22 protein-coding genes are annotated in these 19,568 nt (G+C 33.4%); 15 read left to right on the top strand and 7 right to left on the bottom strand.

The genetic code is table 11. The features are described 5' to 3' along the window. Positions 1–86: 86 nt before the first annotated feature. From ACNRYB_RS02960 to ACNRYB_RS02910, 11 genes are all read left to right on the top strand, one after another. Positions 87–629 (top strand): YceD family protein, encoded by a 543-nt coding sequence (locus ACNRYB_RS02960; RefSeq protein ID WP_473729182.1) that lies wholly within the window; start codon positions 87–89, stop codon positions 627–629. Positions 630–638: 9 nt separating this feature from the next. Beyond that, positions 639–833, top strand: coding sequence for a 50S ribosomal protein L32 (gene rpmF / locus ACNRYB_RS02955; protein WP_008465217.1), 195 nt, complete (start codon positions 639–641; stop codon positions 831–833). A 175-nt stretch (positions 834–1,008) separates the two neighbouring features. Continuing rightward, positions 1,009–2,007, top strand: coding sequence for a beta-ketoacyl-ACP synthase III (locus ACNRYB_RS02950; RefSeq protein ID WP_008465216.1), 999 nt, complete (start codon positions 1,009–1,011; stop codon positions 2,005–2,007). A 23-nt stretch (positions 2,008–2,030) separates the two neighbouring features. Continuing rightward, entirely contained in the window at positions 2,031–2,516 is a 486-nt protein-coding gene (accB, locus tag ACNRYB_RS02945; RefSeq protein ID WP_129746605.1) for an acetyl-CoA carboxylase biotin carboxyl carrier protein, read from the top strand. Between the two features lie 108 nt (positions 2,517–2,624). Next, a complete protein-coding gene (accC, locus tag ACNRYB_RS02940) occupies positions 2,625–3,971 on the top strand; it encodes an acetyl-CoA carboxylase biotin carboxylase subunit (protein WP_129746604.1) in 1,347 nt (448 codons plus the stop codon). 324 nt (positions 3,972–4,295) lie between these two features. Next, complete coding sequence (locus ACNRYB_RS02935) at positions 4,296–4,592, top strand: hypothetical protein (RefSeq protein WP_129746603.1); 297 nt, start codon at positions 4,296–4,298, stop codon at positions 4,590–4,592. 76 nt (positions 4,593–4,668) lie between these two features. Then, complete coding sequence (locus tag ACNRYB_RS02930; protein ID WP_129746602.1) at positions 4,669–4,965, top strand: hypothetical protein; 297 nt, start codon at positions 4,669–4,671, stop codon at positions 4,963–4,965. A gap of 26 nt (positions 4,966–4,991) precedes the next feature. Further along, entirely contained in the window at positions 4,992–5,282 is a 291-nt protein-coding gene (locus ACNRYB_RS02925; RefSeq protein WP_129746601.1) for a hypothetical protein, read from the top strand. A 17-nt stretch (positions 5,283–5,299) separates the two neighbouring features. Continuing rightward, positions 5,300–5,593: a PepSY-like domain-containing protein gene (locus tag ACNRYB_RS02920; protein WP_129746600.1), complete on the top strand. Its 294-nt coding sequence runs from the start codon at positions 5,300–5,302 to the stop codon at positions 5,591–5,593. 15 nt (positions 5,594–5,608) lie between these two features. Continuing rightward, on the top strand, positions 5,609–5,905 hold the full coding sequence (locus tag ACNRYB_RS02915) for a PepSY-like domain-containing protein (RefSeq protein ID WP_473729181.1): 297 nt from the start codon (positions 5,609–5,611) through the stop codon (positions 5,903–5,905). Positions 5,906–6,032: 127 nt separating this feature from the next. After that, positions 6,033–7,391, top strand: a complete 1,359-nt coding sequence (locus tag ACNRYB_RS02910) for a sigma-54-dependent transcriptional regulator (RefSeq protein WP_473729180.1) — start codon at positions 6,033–6,035, stop codon at positions 7,389–7,391. A 24-nt stretch (positions 7,392–7,415) separates the two neighbouring features. On the opposite strand, the gene ACNRYB_RS02905 is transcribed toward ACNRYB_RS02910, so the two are convergent. Further along, positions 7,416–9,857: a hybrid sensor histidine kinase/response regulator gene (locus tag ACNRYB_RS02905; RefSeq protein ID WP_473729179.1), complete on the bottom strand. Its 2,442-nt coding sequence runs from the start codon at positions 9,855–9,857 to the stop codon at positions 7,416–7,418. Between the two features lie 172 nt (positions 9,858–10,029). Next, positions 10,030–11,931, bottom strand: a complete 1,902-nt coding sequence (locus ACNRYB_RS02900) for a S9 family peptidase (RefSeq protein ID WP_473729178.1) — start codon at positions 11,929–11,931, stop codon at positions 10,030–10,032. A 203-nt stretch (positions 11,932–12,134) separates the two neighbouring features. Between ACNRYB_RS02900 and ACNRYB_RS02895 the strand changes: the two genes are divergently transcribed. The 3 genes from ACNRYB_RS02895 to ACNRYB_RS02885 are packed head-to-tail and all read left to right on the top strand — an operon-like array spanning position 12,135 to position 14,984. After that, a complete protein-coding gene (locus ACNRYB_RS02895; RefSeq protein WP_473729177.1) occupies positions 12,135–13,247 on the top strand; it encodes an NAD(P)/FAD-dependent oxidoreductase in 1,113 nt (370 codons plus the stop codon). Further along, complete coding sequence (gene mtgA, locus ACNRYB_RS02890; RefSeq protein ID WP_473729176.1) at positions 13,247–14,038, top strand: monofunctional biosynthetic peptidoglycan transglycosylase; 792 nt, start codon at positions 13,247–13,249, stop codon at positions 14,036–14,038. Before ACNRYB_RS02895 ends, mtgA begins: the two co-directional genes overlap by 1 nt. After that, positions 14,013–14,984, top strand: coding sequence for a lipid A deacylase LpxR family protein (locus ACNRYB_RS02885; RefSeq protein ID WP_473729175.1), 972 nt, complete (start codon positions 14,013–14,015; stop codon positions 14,982–14,984). Before mtgA ends, ACNRYB_RS02885 begins: the two co-directional genes overlap by 26 nt. Positions 14,985–15,128: 144 nt before the next feature. On the opposite strand, the gene tnpA is transcribed toward ACNRYB_RS02885, so the two are convergent. From tnpA to ACNRYB_RS02860, 5 genes are all read right to left on the bottom strand, one after another. Continuing rightward, a complete protein-coding gene (gene tnpA / locus ACNRYB_RS02880; RefSeq protein ID WP_473729174.1) occupies positions 15,129–15,581 on the bottom strand; it encodes an IS200/IS605 family transposase in 453 nt (150 codons plus the stop codon). Between the two features lie 246 nt (positions 15,582–15,827). Next, positions 15,828–16,412, bottom strand: a complete 585-nt coding sequence (locus tag ACNRYB_RS02875; RefSeq protein WP_473729173.1) for an SMI1/KNR4 family protein — start codon at positions 16,410–16,412, stop codon at positions 15,828–15,830. Between the two features lie 39 nt (positions 16,413–16,451). Continuing rightward, complete coding sequence (locus tag ACNRYB_RS02870) at positions 16,452–17,483, bottom strand: oxidoreductase (RefSeq protein ID WP_473729172.1); 1,032 nt, start codon at positions 17,481–17,483, stop codon at positions 16,452–16,454. A gap of 122 nt (positions 17,484–17,605) precedes the next feature. Continuing rightward, complete coding sequence (locus ACNRYB_RS02865) at positions 17,606–18,037, bottom strand: YybH family protein (RefSeq protein ID WP_473729171.1); 432 nt, start codon at positions 18,035–18,037, stop codon at positions 17,606–17,608. Between the two features lie 25 nt (positions 18,038–18,062). Continuing rightward, positions 18,063–18,653 (bottom strand): hypothetical protein, encoded by a 591-nt coding sequence (locus ACNRYB_RS02860; protein WP_473729170.1) that lies wholly within the window; start codon positions 18,651–18,653, stop codon positions 18,063–18,065. Positions 18,654–19,292: 639 nt separating this feature from the next. Between ACNRYB_RS02860 and ACNRYB_RS02855 the strand changes: the two genes are divergently transcribed. After that, entirely contained in the window at positions 19,293–19,469 is a 177-nt protein-coding gene (locus tag ACNRYB_RS02855; protein WP_165352432.1) for a hypothetical protein, read from the top strand. The last annotated feature ends 99 nt before the right edge of the window (positions 19,470–19,568 follow it).

Here is a 19,568-nt window from a genome sequence, read left to right as displayed (position 1 = left end):
ATTATTAGATTTGTAATAATTTTATATCTTTGCACCCCAATTCAGATATCTAGTTTTAGATTTGAATTGTTCAAATTGATGTTGAAATGAGCAAAACAAAAGAATTTTTAATTCCTTTCGTAGGATTAAAACTAGGAAAACACCATTTTGAGTATCAGATAAATAACGAGTTCTTTAAGAATTTTGAGTACGATGAGTTTCAAAGTTCGGATATTAAAGTCAATTTGCTTTTCGAAAAGAAAAGTACTATGTTAGAATTAGAATTCAAACACAAAGGAACAGTAAATGTGCCTTGTGATCTAACAGGCGAAGATTTTGATTTACCTATAAAAGGGAAAATGAAGTTAATAGTTCGCTTTGGAGAGGAATTTAATAATGATAATGAAGAGTTGTTGATTTTGCCACATGGTGAACATGAGATAGATGTTGCGCAGTATATTTATGAAATGATCGCGCTTTCAGTACCTCAAAAAAGAATTCATCCAGGTGTTAAAGATGGAAGTCTGCAAACAGAAGCTTTAACAAAATTGAATGAGTTAAGTGTGAAAGAACAAAAGGAAGAGAGTAACAAAGAAGAAGATATTGACCCGCGTTGGGAAAAATTAAAGAAACTATTAACGGATAAATAATATAGTAAAATGGCACATCCTAAGAGAAAAACCTCGAAAACAAGAAGAGATAAGAGAAGAACACATTACAAAGCTACTGTAGCTCAAATCGCTACATGTCCTATTACAGGTGAGGCACATTTATACCACAGAGCTTACTGGCATGAAGGTAAAATGTACTACAGAGGGCAAGTTGTTATCGATAAATCTGAAGCGGTTGCTTAATACGTTTTTGTAAATTATACTAGAACTCTCACATAGTGAGAGTTTTTTTTGTTGGTTATAATTTTCGTTTTTTAGGAAAATATAGACAAATTCGTTACGTTTTTTTTTGTAATTTTCAAGCCTTTTAAAAATTTTTCAAATTAATGATAATTTGAAAGGAAAATAATAGAATATAATGAATACAATCACAGCCGCAATTACCGCTGTTGGAGCTTATGTTCCTGACTTCGTTCTTTCGAACCAAGTACTAGAAACAATGGTTGATACCAATGATGAGTGGATTACCGCTCGAACAGGAATTAAAGAAAGAAGAATTCTTAAAGATGCTGATAAAGGTACTTCGTACCTTGCGATACAAGCAGCAAAGGATTTAATTGCAAAAGCAAATATTGATCCGCTTGAGATTGATATGATTATAATGGCAACTGCAACACCAGATATGATGGTCGCTTCTACAGGAGTCTATGTTGCTACAGAAATTGGGGCAACAAATGCATTCTCATACGATTTGCAGGCTGCATGTTCAAGTTTCTTATACGGAATGTCGACAGCTGCAGCATATGTTCAGTCAGGACGTTACAAAAAAGTGCTTTTAATTGGTGCTGATAAAATGTCATCAATTGTAGACTATACAGACAGAGCAACTTGTATTATTTTTGGAGATGGAGCTGGTGCAGTTCTTTTCGAACCAAATTATGAAGGTTTAGGATTGCAGGATGAGTATTTAAGAAGTGATGGTGTTGGACGAGATTTTCTTAAAATTCCCGCAGGAGGTTCTTTGATTCCGCCTTCAGAAGAAACTATAAAAAACAGACAGCACAATATTATGCAAGACGGTAAAACTGTTTTCAAATATGCTGTAACTAATATGGCTGATGCCAGCGAATTGATTTTACAAAGAAATAATTTGACAAATCAAGATGTGGACTGGTTAGTACCGCATCAAGCTAACAAACGTATTATCGATGCTACTGCAGGAAGGTTAGAATTAGATGAGTCTAAAGTGCTGGTAAACATTGAGAGATACGGTAATACTACTTCTGGAACTTTACCATTAGTATTGGCTGACTTTGAAGATAAGCTTAAAAAAGGAGATAATGTTATCTTTGCCGCTTTTGGTGGTGGATTCACTTGGGGATCTATCTATTTAAAATGGGCTTACGATAAGAAATAAATTAAAACTAAACACGAATCATTATGGATTTAAAAGAAATTCAAAACCTAATCAAATTTGTTGCAAATTCGGGCGTTGCAGAAGTGAAGTTAGAAATGGATGATGTAAAAATCACGATCAGAACAACTTTAGAAACAAATGTAACTGAGGCAACTTATGTACAGCAATTACCAACTCAAGCAGCTTTACCTCAAGCGGCAGTTCCACAAGTTACAGCTCCAACAGTTGTAAGTGTAACTCCGGAGAAACCTGCTTCTGACGATTCTAAATATGTTACTATAAAATCTCCAATCATTGGAACATTCTATAGAAAACCATCTCCAGATAAACCAGTTTTCACAGAAGTTGGAAGCACTGTATCTAAAGGTGATGTTCTTTGCGTAATTGAAGCAATGAAATTATTCAACGAAATCGAATCTGAAGTTTCTGGTAAAATTGTAAAAATTCTTGTTGACGATATGTCTCCAGTTGAATTTGACCAACCTTTATTCTTAGTAGATCCATCATAAATAAATTTAGATTTTAGATTTTAGATTTTAGAATGGTTCGAAAAAAGTTTTGTTAATCATCTAAAATTATCTAATTATCAAATTGTCTAATTATCTAATTAAAATAAGATGTTTAAAAAAATATTAATTGCGAATAGAGGAGAAATTGCACTACGTGTAATTCGTACATGTAAGGAAATGGGAATTAAAACTGTTGCAGTTTACTCTACAGCCGACGCAGAAAGTTTACATGTTAAATTTGCTGACGAAGCGGTTTGTATTGGTCCTCCTCCGAGTAACTTATCGTATTTGAAAATGTCAAATATTATTGCAGCTGCAGAAATTACAAACGCAGATGCAATTCATCCAGGTTATGGATTTCTTTCTGAGAATGCTAAATTCTCTAAAATCTGTCAAGAGCACGGAATTAAATTTATCGGTGCAGCTCCAGAAATGATCGACCGAATGGGAGATAAAGCTACTGCAAAAGAAACAATGAAAGCTGCAGGAGTTCCTTGTGTACCAGGTTCAGACGGTTTATTAGAATCATACGAACATGCAAAAGAAGTAGCTAAAGAAATTGGCTATCCAGTAATGATGAAAGCTACTGCTGGTGGTGGTGGAAAAGGTATGCGTGCCATCTGGAAAGAGGAAGATCTTTTAAAAGCTTGGGAAAGCGCGCGTCAAGAAGCTGCTGCAGCTTTTGGTAATGATGGAATGTACATGGAAAAACTTATTGAAGAGCCACGTCATATCGAAATTCAAGTTGTTGGAGATTCTTATGGTAAAGCATGTCACCTTTCTGAAAGAGATTGTTCTGTTCAAAGACGTCACCAAAAACTTACTGAAGAAACACCTTCACCTTTCATGACAGACGAACTTCGTACAAGAATGGGGGAAGCTGCTGTAAAAGCTGCTGAGTTTATTAAATATGAAGGAGCTGGAACTGTAGAGTTTTTGGTTGATAAACACAGAAACTTCTACTTCATGGAAATGAATACTCGTATTCAAGTTGAGCACCCAATCACAGAACAAGTTATCGATTATGATTTGATTCGTGAGCAAATTATGGTTGCTGCTGGAATTCCAATTTCAGGAAAAAACTACCTTCCACAATTACATGCTATCGAAGTTCGTATTAATGCTGAAGATCCTTATAACGATTTTCGTCCTTCACCAGGAAAAATTACTACGCTTCATATGCCAGGAGGACACGGAGTACGTTTAGATACTCACGTATACTCAGGATATAGCATTCCGCCAAACTACGATTCAATGATTGCTAAGTTAATTACAACTGCACAATCTCGTGAAGAAGCTATCAGCAAAATGCGAAGAGCTTTGGATGAGTTCGTAATTGAAGGTGTGAAAACTACAATCCCTTTCCACAGACAATTAATGGATGATCCAAAATATATTGCAGGAGATTATACAACTGCATTTATGGATACATTTAAAATGAATAGTCCAGAATAATTTAAAGGCCGTCAATATTGACGGCCTTTTTTTATAAAGCTTCAAATCTCAAATTCCAAATTCCAAACTTGGAACATAAAACTTTAAACTTGGAATTTGGAATTTAAAATTTGGAATTCCCCTTCAAGGTTACACTATAAGTGTTTACTTATTACACACATTTTTCTCTTTTACACACCTTTTCAATTTTCTCTTTTTTTGCTATATTTGATGTAAAGTGTTTAAATATAGTGTTTTACGATCTTTGGCATGGCTCTTTTCTTTTACGGCATAATAATTTCATTACTTAAAGCGTAAACAACTATTAATTTAAATATATACGTTATGAAAAAATTATTTTTATCAGCCGCAATTGTTTTAGGAAGTTTAACTTCATTCGCTTCAACTATACAAACATCAAACACAATCGTAAAAACGATTTCTATTGAAGACGAATACACAGAAATCAAATTAGAAGAATTACCAGCTGCTATTACAGAAGCTTTGAAAAAAGCATATCCAGAAGCAGTAATTACTAAAGCATATAAAAACGAAAAAGCACAGTATAAACTAGACGTTACTGTTGGCGACAAAGTTGGAAATCTTTTCGCAAATGCAGACGGAACTTGGATTAAACAATAATCTTAAACTTAAGGTCTTGTGAAAATCCGTATCAAGAATACTAAGATCAAATTAACTATATTAAAAAACAACTATCATGAAAAATTTATTTTTATCAGCCGCAATCGTTTTGGGAGGTTTAACATCATTTGCTTCAACTTCTCCAGTTTCAAATACAATCGTAAAAACAATCTCTATCCAAGATGATTATACAGAAATCAAATTGGAAGAAGTTCCGACAGCTGTAACAGATGCTCTTAAAAAAGCATATCCAGATGCTGTGCTTTCTAAAGCATTTAAAAACACAAAATCTGAGTACAAACTTGAAGTAACTGTTGGCGATAAAACAGGAAATCTTTTTGCTAACGCAGACGGAACTTGGATTAAAAAATAATTAAGTCTAACCCTTAAACTATAACTATGAAAAAGTTAATCTTATCGGCAGCAATTGTCTTAGGCAGTTTGTCGATGCATGCAGAAACCACTGCTGTAACCAATCCAATGGTGCAGACAGTTAATGATCAGGATGGATATAAAGAAGTAGACGGAGTTCCGGCAGCTGTGAAGAAAGGCTTAGATGAAGCTTATCCTGGTGTAGTGCTTGAAAAAGCATGGGTAAATGATAAAAAGGAGTACAAAATTGAAATAACCGTTCGAGGTGAAAAATCGATCGTTTATACAGATGCTTCTGGTAACATTCTTAAAAAATAATTTAAACCACAAATATTATGAAAAAGTTAGTTTTATCAGCAGCGATTGTTTTAGGAAGTCTTTCAGTAAATGCTGCAGTTCTTCCAGCAATCTCAATTACTCAATCAGTAATTTTTCAAGATGCATTTACAGAAGTAGCTGCAGACCAAGTGCCAGCAGCAGTGAAATCTACAGTTGAAAAATCGTTTCCAAACACTAAGCTGGAAAAAGCTTATAAAAACGATAAAAACGAGTATAAACTTGAAATTTCAAGTGGAGAAAAGAAGTATACCATTTTTACAGATGCTTCTGGTAATATTATCAAGAAATAATTAAAAATCAGCATCATGAAAAAAATAATCTTATCAGCAATAGTTGTTCTAGGAACAATGTCAATTCATGCAAATGTGTTGCCAGTTTCTAAAAACGCTAAAGCAACTGTAACCATTCAGTCAGAATATACAGAAGTTACAGTAGATGCTGTGCCTGCAGCTGTAAAAACAGCCTTGCAGACCGCTTATCCAGGCGCAAAACTGGAAAAAGCATTTGTAAACGAAAAAAAAGAGTACAAGCTCGAAATATCAGTTGGAGACCAGAAGGCTACTGTTTACTCAGATGTCAATGGTAACTGGTTGAAAATATAATTAGGTGAATTTAGATTTATGTTTTTGGTGAAAAAGAGATTGCGTCGTGCAATCTCTTTTTTTTTACATAATTTTATGAAATAACAAGTTTAATAATATTATTTTAGCAAAAAGACCCTAAAAGCAGATGCCGAAGATATTAGTAATAGAAGATGATATTGCGTTTTGTAAATTATTAGAAAAATTTCTAATCAAAAAAGCGTACGATGTAACGATAGCGTTCTCTGCCTCAGAAGCACGTGAAGCAGTTAAAAATGAATCATTTGATTTGATTTTGACAGACCTTCGTTTGCCTGATTCTGATGGTATTGGATTGATGTCTGAATTTAAAAATTCACATCCTCATATTCCTGTTATTTTAATGACAGGCTATTCTGATGTAAATACTGCAGTAAAAGCCATCAAAAACGGAGCTGCAGATTATATTTCTAAACCCTTTAATCCAGATGAAGTTCTTTTGGTTATTACCAATGCATTGCAGGCTCCAAAAGCGGAGGAAGAACAATCTGAGATTCCAGAAAAGAAGAAGAAAGCATCTAAAAAGCCAGTTTCAACAGAAAATGAATTTGTTAGAGGAATTTCTGTTGCTTCAAAAAAACTGCTAGATCATATTCAATTGGTTAGTCCAACCGATATGTCTGTTTTGATTATTGGCGAAAGCGGAACAGGAAAAGAAATCATTGCTAAAAGCATTCACCAGCAGAGCAGACGAAAAGACAATAATTTTATTGCAGTAGATTGCGGAGCGATTCCGAAAGAATTGGCGGCGAGCGAATTTTTCGGGCACTTAAAAGGTTCTTTTACGGGAGCGATAAACGACAAAAAAGGATATTTTGAAGCAGCTAATGGCGGAACTTTATTTTTAGATGAAATCGGAAATCTTTCGTACGAAAACCAAATTCAATTATTAAGAGCACTTCAGGAAAGAAAAATTAAGCCTGTGGGGAGCAATAAAGAAATAAACGTCGATATACGTATTATTACAGCTACTAATGAAGATTTGCGCGAGGCAGTAAAAAACGGCGATTTTAGAGAAGATTTATACCATAGAATCAATGAGTTTTCTATTCAGTCGCCATCTTTAAAAGATCGTGGAGAAGATTTAATGGTTTTTGCCGATTATTTCCTAGAAAAAGCCAATCAACAGTTAGATAAAGACGTGATCGGATTTTCTCCAGAAGTAGTTTCGATTTTTCAGAATTACAACTGGCCAGGAAATTTACGAGAATTGCAAAATTGCGTAAAACGTGCTACTCTTTTGACTCGAGGAGATTTTATAGAAAGCGATGTCCTTCCGGCAGAATTTTTTCAGATTCAAAAACAGCAGCCTAGCGCAAATGAAGTTTTCTCATTGTCTGAAAACGAAAAAGAGACTATTATTCATGCCTTGTCAAAAGCGCAAAATAATAAATCTGAAGCGGCAAAATTGCTGAAAATTACCAGAAAAACACTTTATAATAAATTGAAGCAATATAATATTGAGTAAAAATTACTTTTGAAAGAGTTGGTTTTAAATCTCGTGTTTTAATTCTTCAAACAGAGCTCTTATTTTTTCATTTAAATCTGTATAAGTAGCATTCACATCAATTGTGTTTAAATCTTCTTTTTCAAGATCTTTTAAGAGATCACCAATTTTATTGGCTTGAATTTGTTTAAACATTGGTGCAATACGATGCGCAATAGATTTTATTTCTTCGTGATTTTTCTCTTCAACAGCAGTTTTTAAAAGTTCAGTATTTTCAACAGTAGTTTCTATAAAAGATTTTAAAACCTCTTTTAAAGCCGATTCGTCTTGACCTAGAAAATCTTTCAACGTTTCTAGAGAATACATTTGAGAAGCATTTTGATTTTCATTTTCTGTCGATTCAACTAGCGGCACTTCTTCATGATCTAAAATATGCTGAATAGTTTCCAGTAAAATTTTTGGCGAATACGGTTTTTTTACGACTGTTGTGAAGCCGACTTTTTTGTATACAGAAAGGTCAAGATCTGTGCGTCCAGTAAGTGCAATTACTGGCTGGTTTTTAAAAATGGTTTCAGGAAGTTCACGAAGTTTTTCTAAGAACATAAAACCATCAATTTCTGGCATTTGAATATCGGTAATGACAAAATCGAAACGCGTGTTTTGAATGGTTTCTAAAGCTTTGGCCGGATTTGTAAACGCAAACACTTGATGTTGTTCTTGCTTTAAAACACCGCTCGTTAGATTTAAAAGATTAATATCGTCGTCTACAACTATAAAAGTCTGTTTTTTAGTGTTTTTTGATGGCTTGCTTTTGATTTCATTTAAAGGGATATTTCCTTGACTGCTATCAAATATTAAAGGCAAGTGAATAGTAAATGTGCTTCCTTTTCCAAAAATACTGTCTAGACTTAAACTTCCGCCCAAAATAGAAATGATCTTCTGGCATATTGATAATCCCAAACCGGTTCCGCCATATTTCTTTTCAATGCCTTCATTGGCTTGTGCAAATTCTTCAAAAACCAACTTCTGATTGGCTTTTTCAATTCCAATTCCGGTATCTTGAATCGAAATCGTAAAGAACTGATCGTCATTCGCGTAAGCGGCAATTCGAATATGGCCTTGTTCGGTAAATTTATAAGCATTTCCAATAATGTTGGTCAAAATTTGCTTTAAGCGAAATGGATCGCCAACTATTCGTTTCTGAAATTGGTCATCTACATTTATAATAAGATCAATATCTTTTTGTTTATAAACGGTTTGAATGTTTCTGGCGACATCTTCAATAATTTCTGGTAACGAAAACGGAACTTTTTCTATCGAAATTTTCCCTGCTTCAATCTGAGAAAAATCTAATAAATCCTGAACAAGCTGTGTAATATATTCAGACGAGTTTTTAATGTTTTTAATGAAATAGGACTGTTTGGTATTAACGTCTGAATTGCCCAAAAGTTCGGAGTAGCCAACAATGGTGCTCAAAGGCGTTTTTAAATCATGACTTACGGTAGAAATTAATTGCTCGCGGCTTTTAAGCAGATTTTTAGTTTTAAAATTCGCAATTTCGAGCTGTTTCTTGTACAATTGAGATTTCGAATAGTCGCTGACAATTAGAATCGAAAAGAAAACAGTCAGCAATAGACCGATAACAGCAGAAGCCGTTACAATTTCGTTGACTCTTTTTAATGATTTTTCCTTTAATGAATTGTTTTTTATCGAATTGATGATAATTTCTCTTTCAATAATTCGAAGTATTTTTCTAAGCTGATCGGAAATGGCGATTTCATTTTGAAGCAATTTATTTTCTTCAAAATTTAAAGATTCTTTCTTCTTTTCGGCTTTTATTTTTACAGAACTCAAGAGCTTTTTAGAATTGGCCAAAATAGAATCTGAAGCCTTTTTGCTCAGCGTATTAGTGCTGTCATCAGGAATGTTAGAATTTAAATAATCGACATAACGCTGCAGAACACTTCGCTGGTAACTTCCTAATTGATTCGGGTTTTTAGTAAAATCCTGAAGTTCCAATTTTCTAAGATTAAACTCCATTTTAGTGATTTCGTCAATCGCATTATTTACAGAAGTTTCATCATCAGCTTTATTTTTGATTTCTCTTAACTGTTTGATGTTTTCTGTCTTTTCGGCCAAGAAATACGTGACACTATCCAAAAGTGTTTTTTGGTATTCTGTAGTAACAATCTGTTTTAAAGTGTCGATACGCTTGCGAAGCGAATCGGTTTCGATTAAATAACTTTTAAAATCTTTTTCAGAATTATTCTGAATCGTTTGTCTGGCTAAACTCTCAGTTTTATAAACATTAGAATACAATTTGCTGACTCTAAGAATTTTGGTTTTTTCTAAAGCAATCTTATCTTCAAGTTTATTATAAACAACATTTTCAGAATATAGAAACCATCCAACTGTAACGACCAAAGCCAATAATGCAACATAGCTGAATAAAACTTTGATTGCGGTGTAACTTCTTTTGGTCTCCATATTTTGCTGAAAGATTTGGGAATTAGGCATTATTAAAACATTGCAATTTATCTAAAAAAATCTGTTTTATGAAGAGTAATTCTACCGAATATGTTATATAATTGTAAGGTCTCAAAATAAAAACAGCCGTAGATTATGTAAATCTACGGCTGTAAAATATAGTATTTAGGTGTTATAAAGTTTCGTCTAACCATTTAAAGAATTCACCTTGCCAAACCTGAGCATTTTGTGGTTTTAAAACCCAGTGATTTTCGTCTGGGAAATACACAAATCTACTTTTGATTCCTCTTAATTGAGCAGCTTGAAAAGCTTCTTGTCCTTGTCCGATTGGCACACGGTAATCTTTTCCTCCTTGGAAAATCAAAATTGGCTTATTCCAATTCTGAACCAAAGTTGCAGGGTTGAAAGTAGTATATGCTTTTTGCGCTACAGCATTATCTTTTTCCCAATATGGTCCGCCAAAATCCCAGTTGTTAAAGAAAACTTCTTCAGTAGTTCCTAACATCGAAACGGTATTGAAAACTCCATCGTGAGCGATAAAAGTCTTGAAACGGTTTTTATGAATTCCAGCTAAATAAAATACAGAATATCCACCGTAACTAGCACCAACGCAACCTAAACGGCTTTTGTCAACATAGCTTTCTTTTGCCACATCATCAATCGCAGAAAGGTAATCGTCCATAACTTGTCCGCCCCAATCTTTACTGATTTGCTCATTCCACTCAACTCCGTGTCCAGGCATTCCGCGGCGGTTTGGGGCTACAACCACATAACCTTTTGCAGCCATTAAAGAGAAATTCCAACGGAAAGAATACGATTGTGTCAATGCACTTTGTGGTCCTCCTTGGCAGAATAATAAAGTTGGATACTTTTTAGAAGCATCAAAGTTTGGAGGTAAGATTACCCAAACCAGCATTTTTTTACCGTCAGTTGTAGTAACATAACGTCTTTCGGTTTTGCTTAAAGCTAAAGTTTTATATGTTTCAGTATTGATGTTTGATAATTGTTTCCAAGTATTTTTTTTCAAATTGAAAGAAAAAATTTCACCAGCATGATTCATATCTGTTCTTGTAACGATAATGTCCTCTCCAGAGAAACCAATTAAATCATTCACATCAAAATCTCCGTTTGTCAATTGACGAACGTTGATTGCAATTTTAGTTAAACCTGGAAAATTAACTGAGAAAAGTTGTTTTGTTCCGTCAATTGGCGCAACAAAAAATACTGTTTTACCGTCTTTGCTCCAAATGAAATTATCTACAGTTCCGTCCCAGTTTGCTGTTAAGTTAGTTTTGATTCCTTTAAACTCAACAATAATATCGTTTTTATCAGACTCGTAACCGTCGCGTTTCATTTGCAACCAAGATAAATTTCCAGTTGGAGAAAATTGTGGTGCAGTATCATAACCTAAATTGCCTTCGGTTTTATTTGTTGTTTTTTGGGTTTCTAAATTGTACTCATAAATATCTGTGTTTGTAGAAATTGCATAAGCAGTTCCTGCTTTTTTCTTGCAAACGTACAAAATGCTTTTGCTGTCTGGCGACCAGATATAATCTTCGTCACCGCCAAAAGGTTTTTGCGGAGAATCGAAAGTTTCACCTTTCATGATGTCTGTTCCTTTTGCGCCATCTTTGTTTTCTTTATAAAAAACGTGATTAAATTTTCCTTCGTTCCAAGTATCCCAGTGACGGTAATCTAAACCATCATAAATTTGAGCATCAGATTTTGTTAGACTTGGATAAAAATCTTTGCCTAAAACACTTTCGAGTTTTACTTCTTCATTGTAAACCACAAATTTTCCGTCAGGCGAAATGTTTTTATCAGCCAAAATTTCTTTTGTGTCTTTAATTTCAGTTGCAGTTCCTCCATTTACAGGAATTGTGTAGATTTTAGAAGTCGATTTGTTATCGGCCACAGAAGGCGTCGAAACTTTAAAAACTACACTTTTTGCATCTTTAGAAATGCCAAGAGGCGTTACTCTTCCTAATTTCCATAACAATTCTGGTGACATTACATTCTGTCCGATAGCATTTAAAGTCATCATTATTAAGGTTGTTAATACTACTTTTTTCATAATTAATTATTCTATTTTTTGTGCGCTAAAAATACAACATTTAAATTCCAAGTTGTTAAATTCCAAATCCCAATTATTGTTAAAATTCTGAGATAAATTTTTTCGCCACGAATTCACGAATTTTTATTCTCAAAGATTATCAAAAAATAATTCGTGAATTTGTGGCTATCAAAAAATCAGTATTTTTATAAAAAACTCTGAAAATGGAACTAAGCTATTGGGAACTTAAAAATTGGTTTACGAATGTCGATTACACAATTGTGGGCAGCGGAATTGTAGGTCTTCATACTGCATTACGCTTACGCGAAAGATTTCCCGCGGCTAAAATTCTGGTTCTAGAACGCGGAATGCTGCCACAAGGCGCCAGTACAAAAAATGCAGGTTTTGCTTGTTTCGGAAGTCTTTCTGAAATTATGGATGATTTAAAAACGCATTCTGAAGATGATGTTGTAGCGCTTATCGAAAAACGCTGGAAAGGTTTGCAATTGCTTCGAAAAAGATTGGGAGATCAAGCAATTGATTTTAAACCTCACGGCGGATATGAATTGTTTTTAAAAGAAGATGAATTTGGGTTTAATGAATGTGTTTCTAAAATTCCGTTTATCAATGAAGTTTTAAAACCGCTTTTTAAAGCCGATGTTTTTTCTAAAGAAGTAGACCGATTTGGATTTCAGAATATTCAGGATTATTTAATTTTTAATCCGTTTGAAGCGCAGATTGATACTGGAAATATGATGCAGGAGTTGCTAAGGCAAGCTGTTTCAGAAAATATTTTAATTCTAAATCAACAAACTGTAATTTCTTATGCAGAAGCAGGAAATCATGTCGAAGTTGCAGTAAATGATTTCAGTTTTAAAACTAAAAAATTGCTTTTTGCAACCAACGGTTTTTCGAGCGAATTAACAAAAGGGGCTGTAAAACCAGCAAGAGCTCAAGTGCTTATTACAGAGCCGATTTATAATTTAGATATTAAAGGAACGTTTCATTTAGACAGAGGTTATTATTATTTCAGAAATATTAATGACCGAATTTTATTAGGCGGCGGACGAAATCTTGATTTTGAAGGGGAAACAACTACCGAATTTGGACAGACGAAAATTATTCAAAATAAATTGGAAGATTTGCTGAAAAATGTAATTTTACCAAATCAGGATTTTCAGATTTCGCATCGTTGGAGCGGTATTATGGGAGTCGGAAATAGTAAGAATCCTGTCGTGACCCAGCTTTCTGAAAATGTGTTCTGCGGAGTGCGTCTAGGCGGAATGGGAGTGGCAATAGGAAGTTTAATAGGAACAGAATTAGCAGATTTAATATAATGGCAGCAACCAAAAAACCAGTACCAAAAAAAACAACAGCAAGCAAACCAAAACCTAAAACGTCTTCCAAAAAATCGAATCGTTCTTTTGGCGAAAAAGTAAAATGGTTTTTTATTAAAGCGGCTTTATGGTTTTTTGGATTATCAATTGGGTCGGTTATATTTTTTAAATACGTTCCAGTGCCATTTACGCCATTAATGCTCATTCGTGCCATCGAAAATAAAATGGCTGGTAAAGAAGTTTATTTTGACCACGATTGGGAACCGATTGATAAAATCTCAATGAATTTGCAAAAAGCTGTAATTGCAAGTGAAGACGGAACTTTTTTAACTCACAACGGTTTCGATTTTAAAGCACTTCAAAAAGCATATAAAAGTAACGAACGCGGGCGCCGAATTCGTGGTGGAAGCACCATTTCGCAGCAGACTGCCAAAAATGTTTTCTTATGGCAGGGAAAAAGTTATTTCCGTAAAGGTCTAGAGGCTTATTTTACTATTTTAATAGAATTGATTTGGGGCAAAGAACGAATCATGGAAGTATATTTGAACAGTATTGAAATGGGCGACGGAGTTTACGGTGCTTATGCAGCAACAGAACATTGGTATCGTAGAGATGCTTCGAGTTTAACGCCGATGCAAGCTGCAGGAATTGCGGCGATATTGCCAAATCCTAGAAAATTTAAAGCTACAGGCTCATCAAGTTATATTAACAGAAGAAAAGAACGAATTGTACGCGAGATGCGTTACGTTGGAAAAATCAACTATAATGGAAAAGAAGAAAAGAAAAAGTAAAAAACTCCTTTTTGCTTTTCTGATTTTGACTGTAACGTTAACTTTTGGGCAAGGAAAAACAACAGAAATTGGTTTTATATCAGATAATGATTTATATACCTCGTCTAAATACGATATGTACTACACCAATGGTCTGGAATTTTTTTATAGATTTTTATCCAAAAGCAACAACGAGAAAATTAATAAACAAATTACCGAATTTAGAATTGGGCAATATCTGTATAATCCTAGGTTTTTAAATAAAGAAGCGGTTACGATAAATGATCGGCCTTTTGCGGGTTATCTTTTTGCAGAAGCAGGAAAAAGCTTTTTTTATCAGAGCGAATCGGTTTTAAAGACTGATTTTCAAATTGGCTTTCTTGGGCCAAATGCATTTGGAGAGGAATTGCAAGAGGGTTTTCATAAATTGATCGGCTACAAAAAAGTATATGGTTGGGAAAATCAGATTCATAATGCTTTAGGATTGCAGGCGCATGTTATTTATTCAAAAAAAATGTTTCCATCAAAACACAATGATTTTGTAGATTTTCATTGGCAGTCAGAAGGAAATCTGGGAACTATTTTTTCTGGAGTTTCTACAGGATTTATGGCGAGATTTGGATTTAAAAAACTGCTTCCAATTTACGATTCTAACATGTATAATGCTTCTGTAAGTGCAAATGAACAGCTAAATGTTAGAGAGTTTTATTTCTACGCGGCGCCAAGTGTCAATTACCAGTTTTACGATGCTACAATTGAGGGAAGCATGTTTAACGATACAAGCCCAGTAACTTTCGATTTGGAACCTCTTCGCTTCAACGCCGAAGCAGGTTTAAAATACCGACACAACAATTTCAATATGTCTTATTCTTTCCTATACCGAGGAAGAGAATTGAACGATCCTGGAATTGATACTAATTCGGGATATTTTTATGGGTCGATAAGGATGGGTTTTTTGCTTAACTAGTGCGTTGCACTATCTTGATGCTTTTAGGCTTTCAGCCTAGAGCTAAAGATAGCTCTGAAAGAGCGCAACCACTAGCATAACGCAACGCGTTATGAATATGAATATTAATGAATTCAGTTAATCCAGCCCTGAAAGGGCGAAAGCCTAATCCCAAAGATAGCGTTCGTCATATTCAACATTATATTTGTTTAGAAAGGCTAGAAGTTCTTTTTTGAATGTCTTTTTTCTATGATGTTCTTCTTGGTTTTTAATATACTTTATAACGATATCTAATTGTGAAGGATTAACAGAAAAAATGCCATAACCATCCTGCCAATAAAAGTTAGAGTAACGCGGATCTACCGTTTTTACCCATTTTGATGATCGTTTTTTTACTTCTTCAACCAGCTTCATTTGCGTAATCTTTTTAGATAAGAGACATAGAATATGAACATGGTCATTATATCCTCCTACTTGAATGGGATTGCATTCTAAACCTTTGCAAATTCCTCCAAGATAAGCCCATAATTTCTCTTTTAAATTGTCGTCAATAAACGGATAACGCTTTTTTGTGCTAAACACTAGATGCACATATACTTTGTATAACGATTGTGGCATATTTTTCTCTTTTATAATTGCATTGATGAATTTTAAGCAGAAAGATTTGTGTCAAATGCTGATGATTTGAAATGCAAATATTGTATACGCAAATACAGAATTTGGACTCCAAAAGTTTTATTTATGACATAATAAGTCACAATATAATTCAGAAAAAAAGCCACTTCTGTTTTTTTCAGAAATGGCTTTTCGTTATAAAGAATTGAAAGTTTTTTCTTCGAAAATTTAAGATTTAGAAGATTGATCTTAATCCCAACGGCTTAAATTTCCTTCAGCGCGTTCAAACAACTCTTCCAGAACATTTTCAAGAGATCTTTCTGGGAGACCAGATTCTAAAAGTTCTAGTAATTGATTTACCGTAGATTTAATTTTGTCCTGATGGCAGTAAATGTTTGCGAAGCTTCCGTTTTTATCGAAAATAACATATTCGCCACTTTCGTTAATATCTTCCTCAGACATCATCCAACCAATACACGAAAAAGCTTCGTTTATTTTTTGAGTCTGCTCTTCGGTAAGAAATTTATATTCTTGGAATTCTGGTCTGTCATTAGCCCAAAAAGCAATAATCATATCGATAATTCCAGTGGAATTATGTTTTAGGTTTGTTCTTTCCTGAATTTGATTAAGCAGATTTTCTAGAGAAAAAATGCTGAAGGTTTCGTCAGATTCAATTCCTCCAATAGTTTTATAGAAAGTGATTAATTCTTTTGGCAAAGGTTGCCTGAAATAAGAAGCCAGTTCTTGTATTTCTTCATCTGAAGCCAATGACGATTCTTGAATTTCATCGTATTCAAGTTCGCATATGGCAATACGGTTTTTAATTTCTTCCATTTTATGTATTAGGTTTTTTGTAGTTAGAATTTGGAACTCTTAATGACGATTGTCGCACTGAATACTAATTTCTTCATTTGATTTATCAATTACCGAAATACTAGGACAGCCAAAAGAAACATATTCAAAACCAAAGACAACTTCGGGTTTATTTTTAAAAAGTTTTCCCGTCCATTGATCAATAGATTCTTCTCCATTTTCATAATTTAGTGGAGAAGGAGATGTGCCTTCGCTTTGGCTGAAAAGTTTTTCGATTATAACATTTTTGGTTTTAGAATCGACAACCAAAAGGCGTCTGCCATAAATTATTTTATTGCTGTCTAGGTAGTCTTGTAAAAAATACTCGTAGTTATCTGTTTTGTAAAAATACGTATTGCCTGTTACAGTGTTCTTTAATAAAGCGCGATCATCATTTTTCAATGCTTTTGACGGATAATCTTTTTTTGCAATTTTTTTCCACGAAATGGGTTTCAAACGCTCTTTAGAAAACGGATTTTCTTTACCAACATATACCAAAGCATCTCTGTAATATTCGCTGAAACCGTTTAAATGTTTTTTGCTGATTTCAAAACCAATCATAAAATCATAATTATGATACGGCCAATCTTCTTCTGAAGAATATCCATTTAACATTGCGGCCGTTTTCAGGTTTTTTACGGCAAAAGAAACCAGTTTGTTTTTGGCATAATCATAAATAAAGAGTGAATCAGTTTCAGAAATATTGGTTTTAGACAAAAATCTTTTTCTGTAGTTTTTGTCAAATGTAAAATATTGCGCATCGTATTTTCCTATTTTTTCTATGTTGGGCAAAACGAGCGTATCTTTTTCGTCGCCGACAGGATAAATATCAGAAAGCGAAACAAAAGCAACATCACTGCTATCTTTTGGTATAACGTTAAATAGATAAATGCTTTCTTTTTTTGAAGTTTCGTCGGTTTGAAGAGTATCAGTTTTAGTTTCTGCGTGTTCTGCTACTTCTGGAAGTGTAGCTGCTGAGGTGTTTTCTTTTTTGTTGCAGGCAGATAATAGAATTAAAAAAGAGGTTGATATAAGTAATGATTTTGTTGCCATTTTATATTTGTAGATCTATTTGATTTTTATCGTATACGAAAATACTTTGTTTGTTTTTAAATTGAAACTCAGACAAATTCAAATTTTTAAAAATAAGCTGTATTCCCTTATGTTCATTTATTTTATCCCGAATGGTCAACATACAAATACCAAACGCCATTTATCTTTCGCATAATTCCCGAAAAGTTACCAGAACTATTTTTGCCATTTGGAGCTTCGACGCTAAATTTTGCGCTTACAAAAGCATCTTTTTTCGAAAGTGGTTCCACAACAAAATCGGTCATAGTCAATTTTCCCATTCTTTCTTTTGGCCAATATTTTTTGAAGAAATCGGCAATATTGCTTTTTCCATAAACCACACCAGCACTGTAAATCATTCGAACCGAATCTACGGGAGCATAAAAATCAAGGTAACCTTCGAGATCACCATTATTCCAACAAGCTTGCTGTGCTTTCAGACGGTCAAGTACTTGTTGTGAAATTTTATCTTGACAAATGCCTTTAAAAGAAAGCATTAGTAAAGAGGCAAGAAATAGTAGTTTTAAGTGATGCATATAGATAATTTTAGTAATTATAAAATTAATTGTTTTTTATCGCTGTAATATTTCCTGTCTTTTTATCGAAAATAATGGTTTTGTTTGGTCCACCATAAAAGAGAGTCAAAGTCAGCGTGCTATCGGTTTCATTTTTAAAAAGAATATCTTTTGCGGTTCTGATTTTGACATCCAAATTATCATTCATAAGTTCAGAATCGGTACATTTGATGATTCTTTTTTCAAACAAACCTTTTTTCTCAATTACTTCCAACCACGGTTGAATCATTACGTCGTAGCCCACAATTTGTGCTCTGTAATTTTCGTTGAGATCTTTATTTTGGTACAAACCTAAAGATGTGCTCGAAAGTAATAAAGTATAAAAAGGAAGCATCATGGCTATAATGCTCAATGCAAATGTTACTAGTATTGCTGCCAAAAAAAGTTTTGCCAAGAGTTTTTTCCAAAAAACAATAATAATTACAAAACTGCTAAGTAGCCAAAGCCATGATAAAACAACGTCGCTGTAATAACCACGAAGACTGATTTCTTGAAAATAATATAAAACACAGTCCAGCACAAAAAGTGCACATATACTGAAATAGACTCGTAATATTATTTTTTTACTTTGGCTCATAATTTTTTTAAGATGTAATTTAAAGTAAATATTGTAAGAATAGATAAAGTTAAAATAGGGAGGAAAGAAAATTTAAGAGTATACATTATTTCTTCCTTAAAAAGATAAGTACTCCAAGAAGATTCTCGATCTACAAAAATGGTATAATTCCAGAAAAACCATATTAAGATTAACAATAGTAATTGAAGTGTAACTTTTATATTGCTGTTTTTAATTAAAGAAAAAGGTAGAAAAACTATGGATAAGAAAACAGTAGAAAACAAAGTCATCAAGTAAGCATCGTCAAAAAATGAACAATCTAAACAGCCACTTGATGGTTTGTTAGAAAAACTACCCATTGCCCAATAGATCTCTATTAAAGTAAAGACAAAAAGTGCAACTGCAATTATAAGAGGTTTTTTTATGAATGAGAATATTTTGTTTTTTAAGTTTTGATTCATTTTGAAACGTTTGATGAGCTATTAAAAATAACCTGTTCGGAATTTTGTTTCACACAAAAATAGAAAACAGTTTATGAAGAAATGTCTTTCAAAAAATATAATTGAATCAAAATAAGTTTTATTAAAAAATAAAATGCTTAACTGTTTGATAACATGAAAGATAATTTAGATTGTTTACCTTTAATTAAAATTTCAAATTATGGATGTCAATTGGAATATAATAGCGATTGTAGCAATCTTGGTAATTATTCTTGTTGTGCTAACAATCAGAAAAAATCAGCGAGAGAAAAAGAAATTGGAAAAATTGCTAAACAACGATTTTAAAAAAGCTGAGAAAAAGAGAGTTGATGCAGATGATGCTGCAAATGAGAAATAGATAGAAATTTAAAAAATCTAAATAAAACTTTGTCATTTCGAGCCTTCTTCGGAATAAATATTTATACTAAACCCGACAGGTTTTAAAAACCTGTCGGGT

Source organism: Flavobacterium sp. CR10 (assembly GCF_055814415.1).
Note: the sequence above shows the minus strand (reverse complement) of the source record. Positions and strands in the feature narration are given on the sequence as shown.